Origin of the sequence: Klebsiella sp. 10-1 (assembly GCF_009758445.1) — a bacterium.
GTDB lineage: Bacteria > Pseudomonadota > Gammaproteobacteria > Enterobacterales > Enterobacteriaceae > Klebsiella > Klebsiella scottii.
Genome location: NZ_WQRE01000001.1, coordinates 365516 through 389583, shown reverse-complemented (window position 1 = coordinate 389583; position 24068 = coordinate 365516). Strand labels below are relative to the sequence as shown.

At 60.5% G+C, this 24068-nt stretch carries 19 protein-coding genes; 8 read left to right on the top strand and 11 right to left on the bottom strand.

All coding sequences use genetic code 11. From position 1 onward, the window contains the following. Positions 1 to 4: 4 nt before the first annotated feature. Genes GO007_RS01805 through GO007_RS01795 form a run of 3 tightly spaced genes read right to left on the bottom strand, consistent with a single transcriptional unit; the run spans position 5 to position 6973 of the window. Positions 5 to 3097: an efflux RND transporter permease subunit gene (locus GO007_RS01805; protein ID WP_095094811.1), complete on the bottom strand. Its 3093-nt coding sequence runs from the start codon at positions 3095 to 3097 to the stop codon at positions 5 to 7. Between the two features lie 13 nt (positions 3098 to 3110). Beyond that, positions 3111 to 4190: an efflux RND transporter periplasmic adaptor subunit gene (locus GO007_RS01800; RefSeq protein WP_095094810.1), complete on the bottom strand. Its 1080-nt coding sequence runs from the start codon at positions 4188 to 4190 to the stop codon at positions 3111 to 3113. A gap of 59 nt (positions 4191 to 4249) precedes the next feature. After that, positions 4250 to 6973: a cation-transporting P-type ATPase gene (locus tag GO007_RS01795; protein WP_189339813.1), complete on the bottom strand. Its 2724-nt coding sequence runs from the start codon at positions 6971 to 6973 to the stop codon at positions 4250 to 4252. A 498-nt stretch (positions 6974 to 7471) separates the two neighbouring features. Between GO007_RS01795 and GO007_RS01790 the strand changes: the two genes are divergently transcribed. After that, positions 7472 to 7720 carry a DUF1158 domain-containing protein gene (locus GO007_RS01790; protein ID WP_095094806.1) on the top strand — a complete coding sequence of 83 codons (249 nt, stop codon included), beginning with the start codon at positions 7472 to 7474 and terminating at the stop codon, positions 7718 to 7720. Here GO007_RS01790 and GO007_RS01785 read toward each other — a convergent pair. Beyond that, positions 7649 to 9271, bottom strand: a complete 1623-nt coding sequence (locus tag GO007_RS01785) for an alpha/beta hydrolase-fold protein (RefSeq protein WP_095094805.1) — start codon at positions 9269 to 9271, stop codon at positions 7649 to 7651. The genes GO007_RS01790 and GO007_RS01785 overlap by 72 nt on opposite strands. Before the next feature lie 154 nt (positions 9272 to 9425). Between GO007_RS01785 and GO007_RS01780 the strand changes: the two genes are divergently transcribed. After that, the gene (locus GO007_RS01780; RefSeq protein ID WP_095097964.1) at positions 9426 to 11570 is read left to right on the top strand and encodes a TonB-dependent siderophore receptor; all 2145 of its coding nucleotides are present in this window, start codon (positions 9426 to 9428) and stop codon (positions 11568 to 11570) included. A 36-nt stretch (positions 11571 to 11606) separates the two neighbouring features. Here GO007_RS01780 and GO007_RS01775 read toward each other — a convergent pair whose 3' ends face one another. Beyond that, a complete protein-coding gene (locus GO007_RS01775; RefSeq protein WP_041144482.1) occupies positions 11607 to 11948 on the bottom strand; it encodes a RamA family antibiotic efflux transcriptional regulator in 342 nt (113 codons plus the stop codon). A 32-nt stretch (positions 11949 to 11980) separates the two neighbouring features. Continuing rightward, positions 11981 to 13081, bottom strand: a complete 1101-nt coding sequence (locus tag GO007_RS01770; RefSeq protein ID WP_095094802.1) for an MBL fold metallo-hydrolase — start codon at positions 13079 to 13081, stop codon at positions 11981 to 11983. Positions 13082 to 13273: 192 nt separating this feature from the next. On the opposite strand from GO007_RS01770, the gene GO007_RS01765 reads away from it, so the two are divergent. The 3 genes from GO007_RS01765 (at position 13274) to nfsB (ending at position 15016) form a co-directional block, all read left to right on the top strand. Beyond that, complete coding sequence (locus GO007_RS01765) at positions 13274 to 13855, top strand: TetR/AcrR family transcriptional regulator (RefSeq protein WP_095094800.1); 582 nt, start codon at positions 13274 to 13276, stop codon at positions 13853 to 13855. Next, positions 13855 to 14223, top strand: a complete 369-nt coding sequence (locus GO007_RS01760; protein WP_095094798.1) for an MmcQ/YjbR family DNA-binding protein — start codon at positions 13855 to 13857, stop codon at positions 14221 to 14223. Before GO007_RS01765 ends, GO007_RS01760 begins: the two co-directional genes overlap by 1 nt. Positions 14224 to 14362: 139 nt before the next feature. After that, positions 14363 to 15016, top strand: a complete 654-nt coding sequence (nfsB, locus tag GO007_RS01755; protein ID WP_095094796.1) for an oxygen-insensitive NAD(P)H nitroreductase — start codon at positions 14363 to 14365, stop codon at positions 15014 to 15016. 100 nt (positions 15017 to 15116) lie between these two features. Here the strand turns inward: nfsB and GO007_RS01750 are convergent, their stop codons facing one another. After that, entirely contained in the window at positions 15117 to 15983 is an 867-nt protein-coding gene (locus GO007_RS01750; protein ID WP_095094794.1) for a helix-turn-helix transcriptional regulator, read from the bottom strand. 109 nt (positions 15984 to 16092) lie between these two features. Here GO007_RS01750 and GO007_RS01745 point away from each other — a divergent pair, with 109 nt between their 5' ends. After that, positions 16093 to 17520 carry an MFS transporter gene (locus GO007_RS01745; RefSeq protein WP_095094791.1) on the top strand — a complete coding sequence of 476 codons (1428 nt, stop codon included), beginning with the start codon at positions 16093 to 16095 and terminating at the stop codon, positions 17518 to 17520. 77 nt (positions 17521 to 17597) lie between these two features. Then, entirely contained in the window at positions 17598 to 18842 is a 1245-nt protein-coding gene (locus tag GO007_RS01740; protein WP_095094789.1) for a mechanosensitive ion channel family protein, read from the top strand. 2 nt (positions 18843 to 18844) lie between these two features. Here GO007_RS01740 and GO007_RS01735 read toward each other — a convergent pair whose 3' ends face one another. Continuing rightward, entirely contained in the window at positions 18845 to 19825 is a 981-nt protein-coding gene (locus GO007_RS01735; RefSeq protein ID WP_095094787.1) for a LacI family DNA-binding transcriptional regulator, read from the bottom strand. A 307-nt stretch (positions 19826 to 20132) separates the two neighbouring features. Between GO007_RS01735 and GO007_RS01730 the strand changes: the two genes are divergently transcribed. Then, complete coding sequence (locus GO007_RS01730) at positions 20133 to 20549, top strand: Exc2 family lipoprotein (protein WP_095094785.1); 417 nt, start codon at positions 20133 to 20135, stop codon at positions 20547 to 20549. Between the two features lie 40 nt (positions 20550 to 20589). On the opposite strand, the gene GO007_RS01725 is transcribed toward GO007_RS01730, so the two are convergent. Genes GO007_RS01725 through GO007_RS01715 form a run of 3 tightly spaced genes read right to left on the bottom strand, consistent with a single transcriptional unit; the run spans position 20590 to position 24025 of the window. After that, the gene (locus GO007_RS01725; RefSeq protein WP_095094783.1) at positions 20590 to 21741 is read right to left on the bottom strand and encodes a Gfo/Idh/MocA family protein; all 1152 of its coding nucleotides are present in this window, start codon (positions 21739 to 21741) and stop codon (positions 20590 to 20592) included. Beyond that, complete coding sequence (locus tag GO007_RS01720; protein WP_095094781.1) at positions 21738 to 22766, bottom strand: sugar phosphate isomerase/epimerase family protein; 1029 nt, start codon at positions 22764 to 22766, stop codon at positions 21738 to 21740. Before GO007_RS01720 ends, GO007_RS01725 begins: the two co-directional genes overlap by 4 nt. A 17-nt stretch (positions 22767 to 22783) precedes the next feature. Beyond that, the gene (locus GO007_RS01715) at positions 22784 to 24025 is read right to left on the bottom strand and encodes an MFS transporter (protein ID WP_095094779.1); all 1242 of its coding nucleotides are present in this window, start codon (positions 24023 to 24025) and stop codon (positions 22784 to 22786) included. Positions 24026 to 24068: the final 43 nt, after the last annotated feature.

Genomic DNA, 24068 nt, shown 5'->3' with positions numbered 1-24068 from the left:
GGACCTACATCCGGCGGTGTCCCCACTCGCGCAGGCGCTGAAAGAGCACGAACAGCGAGGGAATAAACAGAATGCCAATCAGCGTCGCCACCAGCATGCCACTGAACACGGTGGTGCCGATAATCCGCCGACTCTGCGCCCCGGCGCCGGTGGCGAACATCATCGGCATGATCCCGATAATAAAAGAGACCGCGGTCATCAGCACCGCGCGAAAGCGGCGGATAGCCCCTTCCCGGGCGGCGTCGGCTATCGACATCCCCTCTTCGCGCTTCGCCCGGGCGAACTCGACGATCAGGATCGCGTTCTTCGCCGCAAGGGCGATGAGCAGCACCAGGCCAATCTGCACGTACACGTCGTTGGCGTAGCCGGCGATCCACAGCCACAGCAGCGCCCCGCCGATGGCGAACAGCACCGACAGCATCACGCTCGCCGGCAGCGTCCAGCTTTCATACTGCGCGACGAGGAACAGCCACGCCATCGCCACCGCCGCCAGCACGATCCAGATAGCCTGATTACCGGTCTGCTGCTCCTGCCATGAGATCCCGCTCCAGGCGTAGTCGTAACCTTGCGGCAAATTGGCCTGCAGAATCTCCGCCATTGCGGCCATCGCCGCGCGGCTGCTGACGCCCTCTCCCGCCGAGCCGCTTATCGATACCGACGGGGACTGATTGTACTGCTGGATAAACGGCGCCCCCACCGCCGGGGTGACGGTGACCAGATTGCTCAGGCGCACCCGATCGCCGTGGTTGCTGCGCACGTAGAGCTCGCTTATCTGCTCCGCCCGCTCGCGCCACTGCATCTCGTTTTGTATCACCACGTGGTAGACCCGATTATTGATGCTAAAGTCCCCGGCGCGGGTGCCGCCAAATGCCGTTTGCAGGCTGCTGAAGATCCGCGAAACCGGGACATCCAGCCGGGCGGCGCGATCGCGATCGACGCTCAGCGTCAGCTGCGGCACGTTGCTGCTCCAGGTGGTAAAGACCCGGCTCAAATGCGGATTCTGATTGGCAATTTGCAGCACCTGCAGCGCCACGCGCTCCAGCTCCGCCGACGATTGTCCGGCCTGGGCCAGAATGCGCAGGTTAAAGCCCGAGGCGTTGCCCAACCCCGGCAGCGTCGGCGGCGCAAAGGCCATAATCGTCGCCTCCGGCAGAGCCAGCAGCTGCCCCTGCAGCTTGCTCATCACCTGCTCCAGCGGCGGCCGCAGGTGCCAATCTTTCAGCATCACCGAGATAAACCCGCCGTTTGAGGCGCTGGTGCCGTTCAAAATATTGAAGCCCGACACCTGAATGACGTCCTCCACCGCCGGATTGGCCAGCAGCAGCTCGCGCGCCTGGGCCATCACCGCTTCGGTGCGCTCCAGCGAAGCCGCCTCCGGCAGCTGAACGCTGGCGAAAAAGTAGCCCTGATCTTCCTCGGGCAGAAAGCCCTTCGGCATGGTGCTGAAGCTGAACGCCACCACCCCGGCGGCCAGCGCGACCGCCGTCAGCGCCAGCCACGGACGGCGGTTCATGCGAGCGACGATCGCCCCGTAGCCGTCGCGCAGACGATCGAGACCGCGATTGAACAGCCGCCAGACGGCCGCGGGCTGCGCCGGACGCGGGCGCAGCAGCAGCGCGCAGAGGGCCGGCGTCAGCGTCAGCGCCACGATGCTCGACAGCGTGACCGCCGTGGAGAGGGTGACCGCAAACTGGCGATAGAGCTCGCCGACAATGCCCGGCAGCAGCGCCACCGGCACAAACACCGCCAGCAGCACCAGGGTGGTGGCGATAACCGGCCCGGCGATTTGACGCAGCGCCTGGGCGGTCGCCTCCAGGCGGCCCGCGCCTTCCGCCATCTGGCTTTCGACGCTCTCCACCACCACGATGGCGTCGTCCACCACCATCGTCAGGGCGAGGATAACGGCAAACAGGCTGAGGGTATTGGCGCTGTAGCCCAGCAGATAGAGCACCGCGAAGGTACCGATCAGCGATACCGGGATCGCCAGGGCGACAATCAGCGTCGCCCGCCAGCTTTGCAGGAACAGCGAAACCACCGCGACTACCGCCAGCAGGGTGAGCACCAGCGAAACGCCAATCTCTTTGATGGTCGCCGACACAAAGCGCGTGGTATCGAACTTCACCTCCCAGGTGAGATCCGGCGGGAAGCGCGCGTGTAGCCGCGTGAGCTCGGCGCGCACCGCGCTGGCAACCTGCAGCGCGTTGGCGGTCGGCGTGGGATAAACCCCGAGATAGGCCGAGTCGCGACCGTTGAGCTGCGCGCCGGAGCTGTAGCTGCGCGCGCCGAGCTCAATAGTCGCCACCTCGGAAAGGCGCACCAGCTGCCCCTGCTCGCCGCTGCGGATCGCTATCTGACCGAAGCTTGCCGCATCGCTCAGGCGCCCGATACCGTTGATGGTCAGCGTTTGCTGCTGGCCGTTAAACACCGGCGGCGTTCCCACCTGCCCGGCGGCGCCCTGCACGTTCTGCTCCCGCAGCGCCTGGGCAATATCTTCGCTGGTGACGTTCAGCGCATTCATGCGATCCGGACGCAGCCAGACGCGCATGCTGTAGTCGCGGGCGCCGAACATCTGCACTTCGCCGACGCCCGGCAGCCGGGCCAGCGCCTCGCGCACCTGGGTACTGGCATAGTTGCTGACAAACAGCGGCGAGAGCGTTTCCGTCGGCGAATAGAGGCTGATCCCCATCAGCAGATTGGTCGCCCGCTTGCGCACCTGCACCCCGTTCTGCTGCACCTCGGCGGGCAGCTGCGCCACCGCCTGCGAGACGCGGTTTTGCACATCGATCGCCGCCAGGTCGGCGTCGGTGCCGGCCGCAAAGGTCAGGCTCAGGCTGTAGGTCCCCTCATCGGAGCTGGTGGACTCCATGTACAGCATATGGTCAACGCCGTTGAGCTGGGTTTCCAGCGGCGCGGCGATCGCCTCGGCCACATCTCCCGCGCTGGCGCCCGGCCAGCTGGCGCTGACGCTGATCACCGGCGGCGTAATTTGTGGATATTGCTCAACCGGAATCAGCTTCAGCGACACCGCGCCGATAAAGGTTATCAGCAGCGCAATCACCATCGCAAAGCGCGGGCGACGGATAAAAAACGTCAGCATCCCTTCTCCTTCCTTATTTCAGTAGCCGCACGGCCGCACCGTCACGCAGGCGCTGTACGCCTTCCGTCACCACGCGCTCGCCGACATCCAGCCCCTGCGCTACCGCGTAGCGCTGCCCCTGCTGCTCGCCCAGCGTTACCCGACGCAGCGCGACGGTGTCATTTGCCGTCAGCACCCAGCAGTAAAAGCCCTCCACGTCCTGCTGCACGGCCGCCAGCGGGATCGTCAGGCTTTCCTGCTGCTGGCGCGGGCGCAAAATCACCGTCATGCTGCCGCCCGGCAGCAGGCGATGCTGCGGATTGGCAAATTCGGCGCGCATCACGACGCTGGCGGTGCGGCTGTCGATGCGGTTATCAACCGAGGTCAGCACGCCCTCTTCGCGCTCGCCGCCCGGGGCGATCTGCGCCTGCCACGCCTGCTTCAGCGCGCCAATATCGTCGTGCTGCCCCGCCTTGCTATAAAAAGCGCTTTCATCTAAGGCGAAAGAGACGCGGATCGGATCAAGCTGCACGATATCCACCAGCATGCCGCTGGCCGGATTCACCAGGCTGCCGACGTGAAAGAGGCTGTGGCCCACGCGCCCGGTCACCGGCGAATCAATACGGGTGTAGCCGAGCGTAATCTGTCCGGCGGCAACGCGCGCCCGCGCCTGCTCCACGGCGGCGGCGGCGACATCGCGCTGCATCTGCGCGTTATCGACATCGTTGCGGCTAATCGAGTGGTTGTTTTTCAGGCGCTGATAGCGGCTAAGCAGCTGTTCGGCCTGGCGCAGCGAAGCCTGCGCGCTTTTCAGCTCGGCCTGCGCCAGCGCCAGCGCGGCGCGGGGCTGGGCGTCATCGAGGGTAAACAGGCGGTCGCCTTGTTTGACGTACTGTCCGTCCGCAAAATGGCGCTGGACGATCGCGCCTTCGGTACGGGCGCGGATCTCGACCGCGTGAATCGCCTCGACGCGTCCGGGAAGCTGACGTTCATCGACATGGGCGGTGCGTTCGACGGTCGCCACGCGGACCGGGATCGCCGGCGCGGCGGCGGCGCTGAGGGTGCAGCCGGCCAGGCCGCAGGCCAGTAAGGCGCAGCGGAGTATTTTTTTCATGAGGGGAATTCCTTGCTGACGTTATCGCGTCCCTCCCGGACGGGGAGGGACGCGAAGGTTCAGGCGGTTTTACGCCAACGGCGGGTCAGGCGTTTCTCAACCTCCACCACCAGGAACATCACCATGCCGATGACGAGGGTGATAAACCAGTAGCGCAGCGGCAGCCCTTCGGTGCCAAACATCGTCTGCATCACCGGGACGTAGATGATGACCAGCTGCATCAGCAGCAGCACGCCGCTCACCAGCCAGATGCCTTTATTACGCAGCAGGCCCATGTTCAGCGAGAAGCTGTCGCTGCTGCGGCAGTTAATCATATACACCCACTGGGCGGTCACCAGCATCTGCAGCAGCACGGTACGGATAAACTCCGGGCTGTGGCCGCGCGGCGCCAGCCAGGCCTCAAGGATAAAGGCGGCGACGGCGATCATCGTGCCGACGAACGCCACCCGCCAGACGGCGAAGGCATCCATCACGTGCTGGCCGGTTTTACGCGGCGGACGGTTCATGGCGTTGCGCTCGGCGGCTTCAAAGGCGAGGCCGAAGGAGAGCGTGGCGGAGGTCGCCATGTTCATCCACAGGATCAGCACCGGCGTCAGCGGAATAATGTTCCCCGCCAGCAGGGCGATGATAATCAGCAGCCCCTGCGCCAGGTTGGTGGGCATGATAAACAGGATGGTTTTCTTCAGGTTGTCGTAGACCCGACGCCCCTCTTTTACCGAGCTGGCGATGGTGGCAAAGTTGTCGTCGGTCAACACCATATCGGCGGCTTCTTTGGTGACTTCCGTCCCTTTAATCCCCATCGCAATACCGACGTCGGCCTGACGCAGCGCCGGCGCGTCGTTAACGCCGTCGCCGGTCATCCCGACCACTTCGCCGTTATCCTGGAGAGCCTTCACCAGGCGCAGCTTATGCTCCGGGCTGGTGCGGGCGAAAATATCGTACTCTGCGGCGACTTTTGTCAGCTCGGCATCATCCATGTGCTCCAGCCGGTAGCCGGTCATCGCCTGGCTGCTGTTGGTGATCCCCAGCATCTGGCCGATGCTCATCGCCGTCTGCGGGTGATCGCCGGTGATCATCTTCACGCGGATCCCCGCGTTCTGGCAGGCGTGAATGGCGTCGATGGCTTCCGGACGCGGCGGGTCCATCATCCCGGCGATGCCGAGGAACACCAGTCCTTCGCGCAGATCATCGTGGGTCAGCGTCGCGCTGCCGGCGGCCGCCGGCTTGCTGGCGGCGGCAACCATACGCAGGCCCTGACGGGCGAAGCGCGCCATCTCATCTTCCCAGTACTGCAGCTCGAACGGTACCGCGCCCTGCTTGCTCATCTGCTGGCGGCACATGGCGAAAATAACGTCCGGCGCGCCGGTAATCAGCACCCGCGCCTCATCACCAATCTGCTGCAGGGTGGCCATATATTTGTACTGCGAGTCGAACGGAATTTTGGCAATCAGACGCGTGTCAACCGGCGCCAGCTGCGCTTTCGCCGCCAGCACCTTCAGCGCGCCTTCGGTTGGCCCGCCGGTAATGCCCCACAGCCCGCGCTCGTCCTTGACGATCTGGCTGTCGTTACACAGGTCGATGGTCCGCAGCCAGTTTTCCAGCACGCTGCCCGGCTTAATCTGCACCGGCTCGTCGCTGCCTTCGAGGCAGATATCGCCCTGCGGCTCGTAGCTGTCACCTTCGACGCGGTAGCAGCAGTCGGCGGTAACGATCGCTTTGACGGTCATTTCGTTCATCGTCAGAGTGCCGGTTTTATCCGAGCACACCACGGTCATCGCCCCGAGGGTTTCGACGGTCGGCAGCTTGCGGATAATCGCCCGCTGCCGCGCCATCGCCTGTACGCCCAGCGATAAAATAATCGAGATGATGGCCGGTAAACCTTCCGGTACCGCGGCCACCGCCAGGCTAATCAGCGACAGCAGCAGTTCGCCAATCGGGATGTCGCGCAGCGCCAGGCTAAAGATGAACAGCGCGGCCATCATCGCCAGGATGATGACGAAAATCGCTTTTCCGAGCTTGTCCATCTGCACCAGCAGCGGCGTGCGGTGCTTCTCAATCCCCGCCATCATCTGGTTGATATGGCCGAGCTCGGTCTCCTGGCCGGTGGCGGTCACCACGCCAACGCCGGCGCCGGCGCTGATGGTGGTGCCGGAGAACAGCATATTGGTGCGATCGCCCAGCGGCAGCTCGCCCTGCAGCGCGTCGGTGGTCTTATCCACGACCGTCGATTCGCCGGTCAGGATCGCCTCCTCCACCCGCAGGCTGTGGGTTTCAATCAGGCGCATGTCCGCCGGGACGCGGTCGCCGGCGCGCAGAATAACGATATCGCCCGGCACCAGCTCGCGGGTCGCCACGGTTTCGTGCCTGCCGTTGCGCTGCACCCGCGCATCGCTGGAGAGCATATTGCGAATGCCCTGCAGGGATTTTTCGGCGTTGCTCTCCTGCACGTGGCCAATCAGGGCGTTGATAACGGTGACGCCAAGAATAACCAGCGTATCCACCCAGTGGCCCATCACCGCGGTGAGCGCGGCGGCGGCCAGCAGGACAAAGATCAGGACGTCGTTAAAATGCGCGAGAAAGCGCAGCCAGCCCGGCTTGCCTTTCTTTTCCGGCAGCGCGTTAGGGCCATAGGTTTCCAGGCGCTCTGCGGCCTGGGCGGAGGTCAGGCCGTCGGCACGGCTCTCTTTCTGCGCCAGAACATCAGCCACGGTCTGCTGATAAGCCTGACGGGATGCGGCCTCTCCCGAAAGGGGCGCGTTGCGGGGATTTATCATTCTGGTCAAATTAAATTTTCCTTATAAACTCCGTGATTCGGAAAGCCTGAAATCATTTCTGGCCAATGAACGATTATAATTTCACGGGGTGCAAGAGATTACCCAAGGGCAATTTTTAATCTCTCGCAAAAATCAAAATATATGATAAGTTATTTCTCTAAGCAACTATTACAGAAGATTAATAAACCTATATTAAACGAGGCCTATTATGTTTGGAATCTACCGCGGACGCCGCCTGGTGCTGTACATCCTGCTGGCTATCATTATCGCCACTCTGGTGGGCTACAGCACCTATAGTTTTGTAAAAGCGACGATCTAATAATGACTTTAATTTACATTAAAGTGTTATTAACTTAATCACAAAAGTCTCCATTTAAATTAACAGAAAAATTAAAATTGAAGTATCAGATATAATACAGAGAGGAGAAAATAATAGCCGGCGAAAGAATATTGCGTTAAAGAATATTTTGCCCGACAATATGTTTTTTAACTGACGATTAACAAGTAATGAAACATCCGCTTGAAACGCTGATCTCTGCCGCCGGTATCCTGCTGCTGGCTCTGCTCTCCTGCCTGCTGCTGCCGGCCCCCTCCCTTGGGCTAACGCTGGCGCAGAAGCTGGTTGCGACCTTTCACCTGCTCGATCTCAACCAGCTCTACACCCTGCTGTTTTGCCTGTGGTTTTTAGCGCTTGGCGCGATTGAATACGTGGTGCTGCGCTGGATCTGGCGCCGCTGGTTTTCCCTTGAGCGTTAGTCCGGTAAAATCGCGCATCCCCGCCACCAGCGCCTCGCACCATGCGGCATAATCGTGGCCGCTGGAGGAGGGGTGGAAGCTGACGCGATAGCCTTTGTCGCGCAGCACCTGCTCAAACTCCAGCGTATTGGCATAAATTCCGCCGTCAGGCCCCGAGGTCTCAAACTTACCCGCCTGCAGCCAGAAGCGCACCGGATAGCGCGGCGACTGCTGATACTGCCGCGTCAGCCAGCTCGCCTCCTCCCCCTTCGGCGCCCACCAGTACGAACCCGACAGGCTGAGCACGTTGGCGAACTGGCGCGGATAGCGCAGCGCCACCCATGAAGCGGCCAGGCCGCCGTAGCTCGAACCGGCGACCACGGTTTTTTGCCGCGTCAGGCTCAGCCCCTGCTGGCGCAGCCAGGGCAGCAGTTCATGGGCCATAAAGTCGGCGAAGAAGGGGTTGGGCGGCAGCTCTTTTGCCCGCCGCGGGTGATCGAGGCTATCGATAAACACCACGTTAACCGGCGGCAGCGCGTGGCTGGCGATCAGGCTATCGAGGACGTTGGCGAAGTGGTATTCATCCTGGTAGGTTTTGCCATCAAACAGCATCAGCGTCCAGCGCGCCGGCTGCGGCAGGCGCGGGCGATAGATCGATACCTCTCGACTATTTTGCAAAAAGTCGCTGTACAGCTGATGGCGGGTCAAGGTGCCGTAGCGCAGCGGCTGAGCCATCCGCTGCGGGGTGCAGAAACGCGCCGGATTGAGGGCCAGCAGCGAATAGCGGTTCCAGCGATCGCTGGCGGCGTTGACGCTTTGCGGATTCAGCGGATCGGCCTGGGCACTGACCAGAATCGCCCGCCGCTGGTCGCGCGCGCTGCCGTCAATCACCGGCACGTCCGGCGCCAGCTTGTACTGCATCAGCGTATCCGCCGGAACGACGTAGCTGCGGAACCAGACGTCGGAGCTGCCGAGACGAAACAGCGGATCGTGATCGCCCGCCGGCGATCCCAGAATAAACACGTTGCGGCTTGCCCCGCGCCACAGGAAGGTGACGCGCTTATGGCTCGCGTCCAGCGCCTCAACCATCGGCGTCCCCTCCTGCTCGCGCTCCTGCCAGAAGCCCGCCGTTGAGCCTCCCGCCGCCAGCTCCCGCATCAGCAGCTGTAGACGCGGGCTAACGGGGTCCAGAGGCTGGTTTTTTGCCAGCGCGGTCGTCTCCTTCATCCGCCACTGAAAGCGCCAGCGGGTGCCCTCTTCGCCGTGCAGCACCAGCGCCGAAGGGCGGTTGACCGGCAGAGAGAACAGCAGCGTCTGTTCGCCGTCCGCCGGCCCGCCCGCCAGCAGCGTGCGCAGACGGCGGCTGTGCTCATCGAGCAGACGGGCATCCGTCACCCCGGAAAGGGTCGCGGTGACGTAGTTTTCACCCAACGTCGGCAGGTCAAAACAGACCTCACCGCTGGCATCGAATTTTCCCTGCAACTCTCCCTGCAGCGAGGGAGACTCGCAGTTCATTGCCGCCGCCGGTAGCGCGCTCATCCCCACCAGCAGACCACTCCATGCCATCTTCATTGCCCGATTATCCCTGTAAGAATTTGTTAACAACGCTAATGCAAATGGGAATGATTTGCAATAACATCCAGGAGGTTAGTGATGACCGTTAGATTTTCCCTTAGCGGAAAAACGGATTTCTATGGCAATTAAAACCAAGGATATAGCAGAAAATATGTTTAAAAATAATAATATAACAAAAATCTGGGTCACGGGTCTGGCGCTGGCTTCATGCGCGGGGCAGGTACGGGCGGCGGAGGAGACGCTGGTGGTCACCGCGGGCAGCGGCGAAGATCCTACCGCGCCGCTCAGGGGCATCGTGGCGACAAAAACGCTATCGGCCACCAAAACCGCCGCCGAGCTTATCAAAACGCCGCAGTCGGTCTCGGTGGTCACCCGCGATCAGATGAAGGCCCTCGACGTTACCTCGGTATCCCAGGCGCTGCGCTACAGCGCCGGCGTCTTTACCGAGTATCGCGGGTCCTCCAACCGCAATGACGAAGTCTTCGTTCGCGGCTTCAGCTACGTGCCAAAATATCTCGATGGCCTGAGCTACGGCGCCACCGCCTCATCGCAAACCGGCACCTTCGACCCGTGGCTGCTGGAGCGCGTGGAGCTGGTGCGCGGCCCGGCCTCGGTGCTGTTTGGTCAGGTCAATCCCGGCGGGCTTATCAGCATGACCAGCAAACGCCCTACCAGCCAGCCGGTTCACGAAGTGCAGTTCCGCACCGGCAATAACAATCTGGCCGAAGGGGCCTTCGATTTTGGCGGCCCGCTGAACGATGACGGCAGCCTGCTGTATCGCCTGAACGGTATCGGCCGCAGCCAGAATAACCAGATCGACGACTACAAAGAGACGCGGATGGCGATTGCGCCGGCGCTGACCTGGTATCCAAACCAGGCCACCCGCTTCACGCTGCTCACCAGCTATCAAAAAGATCCCGATGCCGGCTACCGTAACTTCCTGCCGCGCTACGGCACCGTCAGCAGCGTCGACGGCAGCTATATTCCGCGCGATTTTAACGTCAGCGACCCTAACTATAATCAGTCGTGGCGCGAGCAAACGATGATCGGCTATGAGTTTGAGCATCAGCTTAACGACACCTTCACGCTGCGCCAGAACGCGCGCTACGCCACCATCAAGCAGAAGTATCGCTACCTGGTGTACACCACCAGCGACGCCAACAGTTCGGTACTGTCGCGCCGCGCCCAGCGCGAGGAGCGGCAGACCGATGAGTTCGGCATTGATAACCAGCTTGAGGCGCAGTTTACCAGCGGCCAGCTGACGCATACCGCCATCGGCGGGCTGGACTATAAGACCAGCAAGGATAAACAGTACCTCGGCCGCGCCGGCGGATCGCAGTACGATCTCGACTGGCGCCATCCGGAGTACGGCGTTAACGTCGACGAAAGTACCTTCAGCACCGCCAGCGATGAGCAGCAGAATCTCGACCAGCTGGGCGTCTATCTGCAGGATCAGCTGAGCTGGGAGAACTGGGAGCTGCTGCTTTCCGGCCGCTATGACTGGGCGGAGGTGCGGACGACCGATTTTACCGACGCCAGCCGCAGCCAGAAAAACGACAGCAAGTTCACCTGGCGCTCCGGCCTGCTGTACGCCTTTGATTTCGGCCTCTCTCCGTATATCAGCTACAGCACCTCCTTTGAACCTAACCTGCAAACCAACCGGGCGCCGGGAGTCGGTCCGTTCGACCCTAGCGTGGGCAAGCAGCTGGAGGTGGGCCTGAAGTATCAGCCAAACCAGAATGCGCTGATGACCCTGGCGATGTACGACCTGACGCAGAGCAACGTCGCCACCTACAACAGCGCGGCGGGATGGTTTGAAAACAGCGGCAAAGTGCGTTCGAAAGGGATTGAGGCCGAGGCGCACGCCACGGTATTCGACAACCTGAACCTGATTGCGTCCTACACCTGGACGGACGCCGAAACCGTCAGCACCACCGTGGCGGGAACCGAAGGGAAAACGCCGGCGCGTATCCCGACGCATATGGCGTCGGCCTTCACCAGCTACACGCTGCCGAGCGGCGCGCTGAAAAGCCTGACCGCCGGGGTAGGCATGCGCTATATCGGCACCAGCTACGGTGACGCCAAAAACACCTTCAAGGTGCCGTCGGTGGATCTGTATGACGCGATGGTGAGCTATGAGTTAGGCGAGCTTAGCCCGCGCCTGCAGGGGGCGAAGGTGCAGTTCAACGTGAATAATATCGCCGATACCAAATACGTCGCATCATGCGCCAGCGATAGCGCATGTTTCTACGGTATTGGCAGAACGGTAACGGCGACGGTGAACTACGCCTGGTAAGAAAAGCATCCGCCGGTCTCCCCCGGCGGATGCGTCTCAATGGGCGCGATGGTGGTTTTCTTTACGGTAGGCGCCCGGCGGCTGGTTAAACGTCCGGGTAAAAATGCGGGTAAACGTCTGCTGCGAATCAAAGCCGTATTTCAGGCAGATATCGTAAACCCGCTGGTCGGTATCGCGCAGATCGCGCGCCGCCAGCCGCAGCTTACGTTCACGAATATAGCGCCCCAGACTCTCCCCTTTATATTGTAAAAACAGTCGTTGCAGATGCCATTTTGAGTAACCGGAGTGGCGAGCAATATCATCAATACGCAGCGGCTGATGCAAATTGTCATCAATCCACCCGACGATAGTCTCAATCACCTGAGCGGAAATAGTCATAAGTCCTCTCTCCTCTTGAACCATACTGGCGATTACTGCCACCAGGCATTAAATGATTGTGTCTTATCAGCGACCCAAACCGGCTCGCCCAGCATTGGCGTCAGCAAACGCCATGCGCGTTTTTCACTGGCCGCAGCCAGCCGTTTATAGGGGTCGTCCCAGCTGTGCTTTGCCAGCACGAAACGCCCGGCATGTCCCGGCAATACCGCGCGAGCGCCGAGATCGTCGGCAGCCTGCGCCGTCTCATCCGGCATCATATGAATATATTTCCAGTCCTGGTCGTACTGGCCGTTTTCCATAATCGCCAGATCCACCGCGCCAAACCGCTCGCCGATGGCCTTGAAATGCGGGCCATAGCCGCTATCGCCGCTGTAGTAAATTTTCTGCTGCGGCGTCACCAGCATAAAGCTGGCCCACAGCGTCTGGTTGCGCTTGAGGCCGCGCCCGGAGAAGTGGCGGGCCGGCAGCACGTGCACGGTGAACTCATCGCTGATCTTCACCGACTCGTTCCAGTCCGCCTCGCTGATAATCGCCCCGTCCATTCCCCAGTAGCGCAGGTGTGAGCCGACGCCAAGCGGCGTAACCACGCGCTTAATTTTCGGCATCAGCGCTTTGATGGTTGCGTAATCGAGATGGTCGTAGTGGTCGTGCGAGATAATCAGCAGATCGATTTCCGGCATCTGCTCGGCGCGCCACGGGTAGTCACCCGGGAAGGCTTTGTTGATAAACGAAAACGGCGCGGCATAGTTGCTGAAGACCGGGTCAATCAGGATACGTTTGCCCGCCAGCTGCAAAAACCAGGAGGAGTGGCCGAGCCACACCATCGCGTCCTGCCCTGCCGGAAGGCTGGCAAGATCGGTATTGACCAGCGGCAGCGGCTGCTGTGGCCTGGCGTTTTCGCGTTTAGTCACCAGAAAATCCCACATCGCGGCCAGCATATTTTTCTGTCCGGTAAAGCTCGGCGTGGACAGCTGGTTATGAAACTGGCCGTCATGGTAGTGCGGCGATTGTTCAACGAGGCTAAGCTGTGCGCCCTGTGGCGCCTTACCAAACCCGGCATTTAACACAAACGGTAAAGCTGTTGCTGAGGCTAATAACATGATGGCGACCACGCTGACAATGACACGGTTCATATTCGGACCAGGCTCAACCCTCTGTCCCAAAGGTTTTGCTACTATAAGACTTGATTATGAGTGAGTAAGCACTCATTATTAGGAAGAAGACGAAAGTCGTCAAGACGATTTTCAATTTTTGACATACACCGTTGCAGTGCCATGACCAGGCATGCTTAGATCCGGGTTTAATTACGTGCGAGGTAAAGCGCAGTGGCTCGTCCTAAGAGTGAAGATAAAAAGCAGGCGTTACTGGAGGCCGCAACCGCCGCCTTCGCCCAGTCAGGTATTGCCGCCTCAACGTCGGCCATAGCCCGCAGCGCGGGGGTTGCCGAGGGGACGCTGTTCCGCTATTTCGCCACCAAGGACGATCTGCTCAACGAACTGTACCTCTCTATCAAATCGGGTTTGGTTGCCTCGATGGTGGCCGGGCTGACGCCGAACGAGAAGCGTCCAAAAGAGAACGCGCGCAATATCTGGAACAGCTATATCGACTGGGGTATTCGCAGCCCGATGGAGCACAAGGCCATCCGCCGGATGGCGCTTAGCGAAAGGATCACCGACGAAACCCGCACTCGCGTTAAAGAGATGTTCCCCGAACTCAACGAGATGTGCCAGCTGTCGATAAAGGCTATCTTTCAGAGCGACGCCTATCGCGCCTTCTGCGATGCGCTGTTTCTGTCGCTGGCGGAAACGACTATCGAATTTGCCAGCCACGACCCGCACCGCGCCCGGGAGCTGATCGCGCTCGGGTTTGAAGCCATGTGGCAGGCGCTGCATGAGGATGCCGCCTGATGACACCTGCGTCACTGCACGCCAGCGCCCACCGAATGGCGCTGGCCTACCCGTTTACCGAGCACTGCTGGCCGTTCGGCCCGGAGTACGACGTGTTTAAAGTGGGCGGACGCATTTTTATGCTGACCACGCACATTCGCGGCCGGGCGCTGGTGAATCTGAAGGCCGAGCCGCAAAAATCGCTGCTTAATCAGGAGATTTATCGCAGCATTGAGCCGGGCTACCACATGAACAAGAAGCACTGGATTACCGTAGTTCCCGGCGCCGACATCAGCGAAGATCTGCTGGCGGAGCTGATTGACGACTCGTGGAACCAGGTGGTGAACAAACTGCCGAAAAAAGTCCAGCAGCGGCTGCGCCCTGAATGATTTTCAGCGCAGCGCGATAAGTGTTATCGCATTTTTGTCTCTTATCATTTCCCCGGCATCGCTGTACTCTTCCTTCACCGAACGCTCCGTAAGGGGCTGTAAACTCAAATTATCTTGAGATTAAACCTGAGGAAGAGTTATGGATATCGTTTCTGTCGCCCTAAAGCGCTACTCCACCAAAGCATTTGACGCCAGCAAAAAACTGACGGCAGAACAGGCGGAAAACCTGAAAACGCTGCTGCAGTTCAGCCCGTCGAGCACCAACTCCCAGCCGTGGCACTTTATCGTTGCCAGCACCGATGAAGGCAAAGCGCGGGTAGCTAAAGCGGCCAGCGGCACCTACGTGTTCAACGAACGTAAAATTCTCGATGCTTCTCACGTGGTTGTTTTCTGCGCAAAAACCGAGCTGGACGATGCCTGGCTGGAACGCGTGGTCGATCAGGAGGAGGCCGACGGCCGTTTCGCGACGCCGGAAGCGAAAGCGGGTAATCACAAAGGCCGCACCTTCTTTGCCGATATGCACCGCAAAGATTTTAAAGACGCTAACCACTGGATGGCCAAACAGGTCTATCTGAACGTCGGTAATTTCCTGCTCGGCGTGGCCGCAATGGGCCTCGATGCGGTGCCGATTGAAGGCGTCGATTTCGCGATCCTTGATGCTGAGTTTGACCTCAAAGCGCAGGGCTATACCAGCCTGGTGGTGGTGCCGGTTGGCCATCATAGCGTCGAAGACTTCAACGCCGCGCTGCCAAAATCACGCCTGCCGCAGGCGACCACCATTACCGAGATTTAATCTCGCCCCGCAGAAAGCCCGGGGGCGGCGCTCTTGCGCCCTCGCCCGGGCCGGCTTCACGCCCCCGACGCCGACTTCAGGCGTCTGAAATCCGCCGGCCCTACTGGTTATCCAGCCACGCCAGCGCCCGCTCGCCGGCCTCATCCATCGGCAGATAGACCAGCAGCCGCGAGCCGTTGCGCGGCGCCGAGTACCAGTACATCTGCTGCAGGCTGAAGCGCCCCAGCTGCGGATGGTTGAAGTTTTTCACCTGATTTTCCACGCCGCGGACCTCGTAGCGCTGGTGCCAGAGCGCCTCAAACTCCGCCGAGGCGGCGAAAAATCGCGCCAGCTTATTTTCCCATAGCGGATCGCCCCGATGCTCGGCCATCGCCGCGCGGAAATAGGAGACAAACGTCGCCAGCACGTCGCGGTTTTCGATCCGGCTGCGCCAGGTTTCGTTGGTCAGATAGAGATAGATGCAGTTGCGGTCCTCCTCGGGGAGGGTGGCGAAATCGAGGCCCATCAGCCGGCAAAAGCTCTCGTTCCACGCCACGATATCAAAGTTCGGTTTCTGGATACTGGCCGGCTGCGGCATCAGGCTATCGAGCATCCGCCGGGTGCCGGGGCTGATCCCTTCGCAAACCGTAACCTGGGCGGCTTCCGGCGGCGTCACTCCCGCCAGCACAAACAGATGCCGGGTCTCCAGCGGGCTGCACTGCAGCGCATTCGCCACCGCGGCCAGCACCGATTCAGAGGGATTAACGTCCCGCCCCTGCTCCAGCCAGGTGTACCAGGTGACGCCGACGTCGGCGAGCATCGCCACCTCTTCGCGGCGCAGGCCGGGCGTTCGCCGCCGCCCGACGCGCGGCAGGCCGAGACGCTGCGGATCGAGGCTCTCACGGCGGGCGCGCAGAAAGGCGCCCAGCTGCTTACGGCTGTCATCGGGCGCGACCGGCAGCGGTGCGCGTTGCGGCATTACGGTCATATGACCTCCAGCATGGTAGTGCCAATACCAGTATAAGCAGGAACTGGTACCCGTTTAATTTATCGTTGATGCTACGTCCATCCGCTGAATGACGCAATGGAGAGATCCAATGAATTCGTCTGCTGTTTCACCCGGCCGCGCCGGTTTATTTCTGCTGTTGACCGGTCAGATGCTGCCGCTGATCGATACCTCAATTACCAACGTCGCGCTGGATTCAATCACCCGCTCGCTGGACGCCAGCGCCACCCAGCTGGAGCTGATCGTCGCGCTCTACGGCGTCGCTTTTGCCGTGTGCCTGGCGATGGGCAGCAAGCTTGGCGATAACTACGGTCGCCGGCGCCTGTTTATGTGGGGCGTGACGCTGTTTGGCGTCGCTTCGCTGCTCTGCGGGATGGCCAACTCCATCGGCGCGCTGCTGGCGGCCCGTACGCTGCAGGGCGCCGGGGCGGCGCTGATCGTCCCGCAGATCCTCGCCACCCTGCACGTAACCCTCAAGGGCACCGCCCACGCGCGCGCCATCAGCCTCTATGGCGGCATCGGCGGGATTGCGTTTATCGTCGGCCAGATGGGCGGCGGCTGGCTGGTGTCGGCGGATATTGCCGGGCTGGGCTGGCGCAACGCGTTCTTTATCAACGTGCCAATCTGCCTGCTGGTGCTGGCTTTCAGCCGCCGCTACGTACCGGAAACGCGCCGCGAAGGGCGCTCCAGAATCGACTGGCAGGGCACCTTCAGCCTGGCGCTGATCCTCTGCTGCCTGCTGTTCCCGATGGCGCTGGGGCCGGAGCTGCACTGGCCGTGGACGCTGCAGCTGATGCTGGCGGCGGTGCTGCCGCTGCTGGCATGGATGCGCGTAAGCGCGCTGCGCAAACAGCGTCGCGGCGAGCAGCCGCTGCTGCCTCCTCGCCTGCTCAGGCTCACCAGCATCCGCTTCGGCATGGCAACCGCCCTGCTGTTTTTCAGCGCCTGGTCCGGCTTTATGTTCTGCATGGCGCTGACCATGCAGGCCGGAATGGGCATGGCGCCGTGGCAGTCGGGCAACAGCTTTATCGCCCTTGGGGTGGCCTATTTCGTCTCCGCGCTGTACGCGCCAAAGCTGATTGCCCGCTACAGCATGGGGCGAATTTTGCTGATCGGCCTGACTGTGCAGATTATCGGCCTGCTGCTGCTGATGGCGACCTTTTATCATTTCGGCACCCGCACCTCGGCGCTGGCGCTGGTCCCTTCCACCGTGCTGGTCGGCTATGGCCAGGCGCTGATCGTGAACAGCTTTTACCGTATCGGGATGCGCGATATTAGCGCCAGCGACGCGGGGGCCGGCAGCGCGATCCTCAGCACGCTTCAGCAGGCCTCGCTGGGGTTGGGCCCGGCGCTGCTGGGTTCGCTCTTTTTAGCCCTCGCCCGGCGCAGCGGCGGCGACTACGCGCTGGCGCTGATCGACTTTCTGGCGGTTGAGGTCGTGATGATGCTGCTACTCGGCGCCATCGCGCTGCGCCTGCGTCACCATCTTAATATTCGCCCGCTGGTCGCCGCCTCATAGTTCATCGGCGCGTAACCGGAGATTTGCATAATAGACATCCAGCGGTCATCATAACCGCTGGATGTAAAGGAGACGTTATGCAGGAATTAATATCGCAAATCGCCGCAGCAGGCATCAAAATTACCCCTACGACCTCGCTCATTATTATCTTCGGCATTATTTTTCTGACCGCAATCATCGTCCATCTTATATTGCATAAGGTAGTGCTACGGACCTTCGAAAAGCGCGCGCAGGCCAGCAGCCACCTGTGGCTGCAAATCATTACCCAGAACAAGCTGTTTCACCGGCTGGCCTTTACCCTCCAGGGGATTATCGTCAACGTGCAGGCGGTTCTGTGGCTGCAAAAAGGCAGCGAAGCCGCCGACATATTAACCACCTGCGCTCAGCTGTGGGTGATGATATATGCCCTGCTGTCCTTCTTTTCGCTGCTGGACGTGGTATTCAATCTCTCGCAAAAATTCGCCACCGCGTCGCAGCTGCCGCTGAAGGGCATATTCCAGGGCATTAAGCTGGTCAGCGCCATTATCATCGGGATTCTGGTGATTTCACTGCTGATTGGTCAGTCGCCGGCTATTCTGATTAGCGGCCTTGGCGCAATGGCCGCGGTCCTGATGCTGGTATTTAAGGACCCTATTCTCGGCCTGGTCGCCGGCATCCAGCTCTCCGCCAACGACATGCTCAAGCTCGGCGACTGGCTGGAAATGCCGAAATACGGCGCCGACGGCGCGGTTATCGATATTGGCCTGACGACGGTAAAAGTCCGCAACTGGGATAATACCATCACCACCGTGCCGACCTGGTCGCTGGTTTCTGACTCCTTTAAAAACTGGAGCGGAATGTCAGCCTCCGGCGGTCGCCGAATTAAGCGCAGCCTGAATATTGACACCACCAGCATCCATTTTCTCGATGAGCAGGAGCAGCAGCGGTTAATTCAGGCAAAGCTGCTGAAACCCTATATGAACTCGCGGCATGAGGAGATCAGCCTGTGGAATCAGCAAAATGCCGCCGATCTCTCGGTGCTGAACCTGCGCAAGATGACCAATATCGGCACCTTCCGCGCCTATTTGCAGGAGTACTTACGCAACCATCCGCGGCTGCGTAAAGATATGACGATGATGGTGCGCCAGCTGGCCCCGGATGCCAACGGCCTGCCGATTGAGATCTACTGCTTCACCAACACCGTGGTCTGGGCGGAATATGAGAGCATTCAGGCCGATATCTTCGACCACATCTTCGCCGTGGTCGACGAGTTTGGCCTGCGCATTCACCAGTCGCCTACCGGCAACGACATTCGCTCGCTGGCCGGGAGCATCGGCTCCTGACCTCAGGCACTGGCGCGGATAATCACGCGCCAGTCCATCATCACCCGCTCGGCTTCCGCCGTCGGGTTATCGATTTTCTTCAGCAGCAGGGTCACCGCCGTGCGGCCAATATCGCGCGAGGGCTGCTCAACGGTGGTCAGCTGGGGCGAGACCATCTCCGCCAGCTCGGTCCCATCAAAACCGATCACCGCAATATCTTCCGGAACCCGCAGCCCGGCCTGGGCAATAGCCCGCAGCGCGCCGGCGGCCAGTGAATCCGCCACCGCGAAAACCGCATCAGGCCGCTCTTTCGCCGCCAGCAGGGTTTCCATCGCCGCTTTGCCGGCCGCCGCGCTGAGTTCGCTGGCATAGGCCACCTGCTGATAGCTGAGATCCCGCACGTGCAGCACGCTTTTATAGCCGCGCTCGCGCAGGCGGGCGTAGCGATAGCTCAGATCGTGGTTAATCAGGGCGATACGCTGACGACCGCTCTCCGCCAGGCGCAGCACCGCCCCCTGGGCCGCATCAAGATCGTTAATCCCCACGCAGGAGATATTGCCGGCATCGGCGTATTCGGCGCACTGCACCCAGGGCGCGTCGCCGATAAGCGTGGTCAGCTCCGGCAGGCTGGCGAGCGCGTTCATCGTAATGACGCCATCAACCATTTTCCCGGAGAGCAGCCGTAATCCGGAGGTCGAGCGCGCCAAATCGGAGCCGGAATGGCAGAGTAAAATACGATAACCGTGCTTTTCGGCCTCTTCTTCTATCCCCTTCACCACCTCGGCGCAAAAGGGATTGGCGATATTTGAGACCATCACCAGGATCATATAGCTGCGGGCGGTGCGCAGCTGGCGGGCCAGCAGATTGGGCTGATAGTTGCTTTCCGCAATTGCCTGCAGCACGCGCTCGCGATTTTTCTCTTTAACGGTCTCGCTGTTATTGAGCACGCGCGATACCGTCGCCACCGAGACGCCCGCCAGACGAGCAATTTTCTGAATTGACATAGGGGCTGCACTTCCTGCGATAAGCGTAATATGACGCAGGCTATCATAAATGAGCGTGCCGCAGGCATCCAGCATCGTCGGGAACGGCGCGATGGCCCGCCCGGGCCGTAAAATCGTTCGCCGCTGCGGCTGCGGCGAAAAACTATCAATTATCAGGGCTATTCTCTTCTGCCGTTTACGCTGTCTTTTTTTTATGCAAAATAGGTCCAAAAGAAGATAAAAACAGAGCGTTATTTACGCCTCCGATTAATTAATAATTATTAAGTTTCAAATAGTTAAACCACTCATAGTTAGGGATGATGTTACAATGAAATTAAAATCAACGATTATCGCCATCGCCTGCGCGGCGGCCGTTCTTTCCGGCTGCAGCGCCTCAAAGCCTTCCCCCGAGCGCCACGCCTACTATTTTGTCTCCCATCGCTCCGATTTTGTCGGCGGTAATTTTGCCGTCAATGTCCAGGATAATTACCGCTTAAATCTGCCGACGTTCAGTAAAATCTATCAGCTCGGCAAAGAGGATCGCGCGGCGGGAATGAGTGAAAGCGACGCCAGAAGCAGGGCCGAGCAGATTAAGCAGCAGGCCAGCCAGGGGACGAAGACCGAGCACTCTTTTGACCGTAAGTCTGACGATAAGTGGACTTCATCGATGGAGGATAAAGACGCGCAGCTGTTTGGCCGCGAGCTTTCCGCCGCCTATCTCGATGGCTATCTCGGCGTGAAATAGCCCGTCAATGCGCCGCCTCAGGCGGCGCATTATCCCCACGCTACCTCTCGACGCTGACCCAGCGCTGCTGCTGATGGCTGCGCAAAATAGCATCAACGATATACATCACGTCCGCCCCTTCATAAAACGATGCGAACCGCCGGGAGCGCGCATCCGGCATTGCCCCGACGCGCACCGCCTGGTAGAAGCTCAGCATCATGTTTTTGAAGGCGTCGGGCCAGCCTTCGATATGACCGGCGGGGAAGTGCGCGCTGCCGGCAACGTCCCGCTGCATCAAGGCCGGGTCATCGCTTAGGATCTGGTTTGGCTGCCCGCGCTGGCCGACCCATAGCCGCTGGGGGATCTCCTGATCCCACGCCAGGGCGCAGGCGCTGCCGCTGATTTCAACCGTCAGCTGATTCTTCCTGCCGGCGCTCACCTGCGAGACGCTGAAGCAGCCTTTGCTGCCGTCATCAAAGCGCACCAGCACCGATCCCCGATCTTCGGTATCCACCGCCCGCTCCTCGTCGCCCTGGCCGTCATCCTGCTGGCCGAAGGTCGCATCGCCTTGCGAAGCCGCCCGGCGGGTCGGCCATACCGTAGAGAGGTCGGCCATCACCTCGGTGATGCGGCGTCCGGTCATAAACTGCACCGTATCGCACCAGTGCGAGCCAATATCCGCCATCGCCCGTGACGCCCCGCCCAGCGCCGACTCCACCCGCCAGTTGTAGTCCGTTTGCAGCAGCATCCAGTCCTGTAAATAGCCGCCGTGCGCCGAAAACAGCCGCCCGACCAGGCCCTCACGGATCATGCTGGCCGCCTGCTGAACCATCGCATACTGGCGGTAGACAAAGCTCACGCCGTGCACCACCCCGGCCTTTTCCGCCAGCGCCACCAGCTCGCGCGCCTCTTCCGGCAGCATGCATAGCGGCTTTTCCGAGAATACGTGCAGCCCGGCGCGCAGGATCTGGCGATTAATCTCAGCATGCAGATGGTTCGGCGTACAATTATGCACCACCTGCAGGCCCGGATGAGCCAGCAGGCTTTCGACGCTGCCGTAAGCATGGGCTACGTTCAGCTGCCGGGCCTTTTGCTCCGCCTGCGCCAGGCTATGGTCGCCCAGCGCCACCACCTCTATATCGCCTACCCGGCGCAGCGCCTCAATATGCGCCGGGCCGATAAACCCGCTGCCAATAATGCCGACCTGAATCATCCCTGCACCTCGCTTCCTGCGGCAAAATCGTCAAACGCGCGCCCGGAGACCGGAATGATATGGCGGCGGATAAATTCGCTGCCCTCACGGGCGCCGGCTTCCGCCTCTTTCAGGCAGCACTCCCACTCCAGCACCGCCCAGCCCGCATAGTCATACTCGGCGAGCTTGCTAAAAATACGCTTAAAATCGATCTCCCCGTCCCCCGGCGAGCGGAAGCGCCCCGCCCGCTGGAGCCAGTTCTGGTAGCCGCCGTAAACGCCGCAGCGGCTGTCGCGGCGGAACTCCGCGTCTTTGACGTGGAAGGCTTTTATCCGCTGATGATAGATGTCGATGTAGGCCAGATAGTCCATCTGCTGTAAATGCAGATGGCTGGGGTCATAGAGCATATTGCAGCGCGGGTGGTTATCAACCAGCTGCAGAAAACGCTCAAAGGTCACGCCATCGTGCAGATCTTCGCCGGGATGAATTTCGTAACACAGATCCACCCCCTGCTCGTCAAAGCAATCGAGGATCGGCCGCCAGCGGCGGGCCAGTTCGCTAAACGCGTCTTCAAGCAGCTGCGGGTTGTGCGGCGGCCAGGGGTAAAAATAGGGCCACGCCAGCGCCCCGGAAAACGTGGCGTGCGCCGCCAGGCCTAATCGCCCGGAAGCGATCGCCGCCTGTTTCACCTTTTCGCTGGCCCACCGCTGACGCGCCTGCGGATTTCCGCGCAGCGCCGAGGGCGCAAAGCCATCAAACGCCGCGTCGTACGCCGGATGCACCGCCACCAGCTGCCCTTCCAGATGCGTAGACAGCTCGCTAATCACCAGCCCGCGATCCGCCAGCCGCCCCTTAACGTCGTCGCAGTAGGTCTGGCTGGCGGCCGCCTGCTCAAGGTCAAAGATCGCCGGATGATTGCACGGGATCTGCAGCGCGCGATAGCCCAGACCCGCGGCCCACTCCGCCAGCCCGTCGAGGGTGTTAAACGGCGGCTGCGCGCCGATAAACTGCGCCAGAAAAATGCCCGGCCCCTTGATAGTTCTCATCACCACCTCCGAAATAATTAATGCTGCTCTTTCTCACGATACTGGAAAGAGAAAAGGAAAATCAGTGCGATAACGGCCGCCGCGATCGCCGGGATCCACCAGAAGGTGACCCACGCCTGCGGTACGGCCTGTCCGGCAACCAGCTGGTTATACAGCGCCCCGGAGATTTGCGAACCGAGCAGCATGCCGATGCCGTAGGTGAACATCACGATCATGCTCTGCGCCTGGCCTTTTACCTTTTCCCCCGCCACCCTGTCGGTATAGATAAAGCCGACGACAAAGAAAAAGTCGTAGCACACGCCGTGCAGCAGGATGCCGAGATAAAGCAGGAAGCGCCCCTCTTCGCTGACGCCAAGGGCAAAGAAGGCGTAGCGTACGAACCACGCCATCATCCCCACCAGCAGCATATATTTCACCCCGAGACGGCGGAACAGCAGCGGGATCACCAGCATAAAGAAGATTTCCGACATCTGGCCGAACGACATCGCGGTGCTGACGTCAGCCACGCCGGCATCCGCCAGGTATGAGGCGGTGTAGGCGTAGTAGGTCCCCAGCGGAATGGAGATCAGCGTGGCGCACAGGCAGAAGATAAAGAAGTGGCGCGTTTTCAGCAGCGCAAAGGCGTCGGCACAGAGCAGATCGCGCAGCTTTACCGGCATCCCCTTCGCCGGCGCCGGCGTATGGGGCAACGTCAGGCTGTAGAGCGCCAGCGCCACCGAGCACAGCGCCGCAAGGCTGAAGATGGCGGTGGTGTTGGAAATACCGGTGACGCCGATACAGATCCCGGCGATAATCCAGCCGATGGTGCCGAAGACGCGCACCACCGGGAAGGTTTTATCGACGTTCGCCAGGCTGTGGAAAGCGATATTATTGGTCAGCGCCAGCGTCGGCATATAGCACAGCGTATAGCCAAACAGCAGGCCGATCAGCAGCGCGCCGTTTTGCGCAACCAGCGCCTGCGGGACAAACCACAGGATCGCCGCCCCCGCCAGGTGCATCACCGCCATCACCTTCTGCGACGGGAAGAAGCGATCGACCAGCATCCCCAGCACAAACGGCGATAAAATTGAGGCAATCGGCCCGGCAGAGAACGCATCGCCGATCAGCAGCGCCATATCGTAGCGCGTCATCACCAGGCCGAGGGTGACCGACCAGCTCCCCCAGATAAAGAATTGCATAAACATCATTAACGACAGGCGCGGCACCAGAAACCGGTGCTGTACGCGGGCACTTTCACGACCTTCAGCTGTTGATACCATTTTGACCGCCCTCAAAAAGTAATCGATTACAAAACCGCTCGAC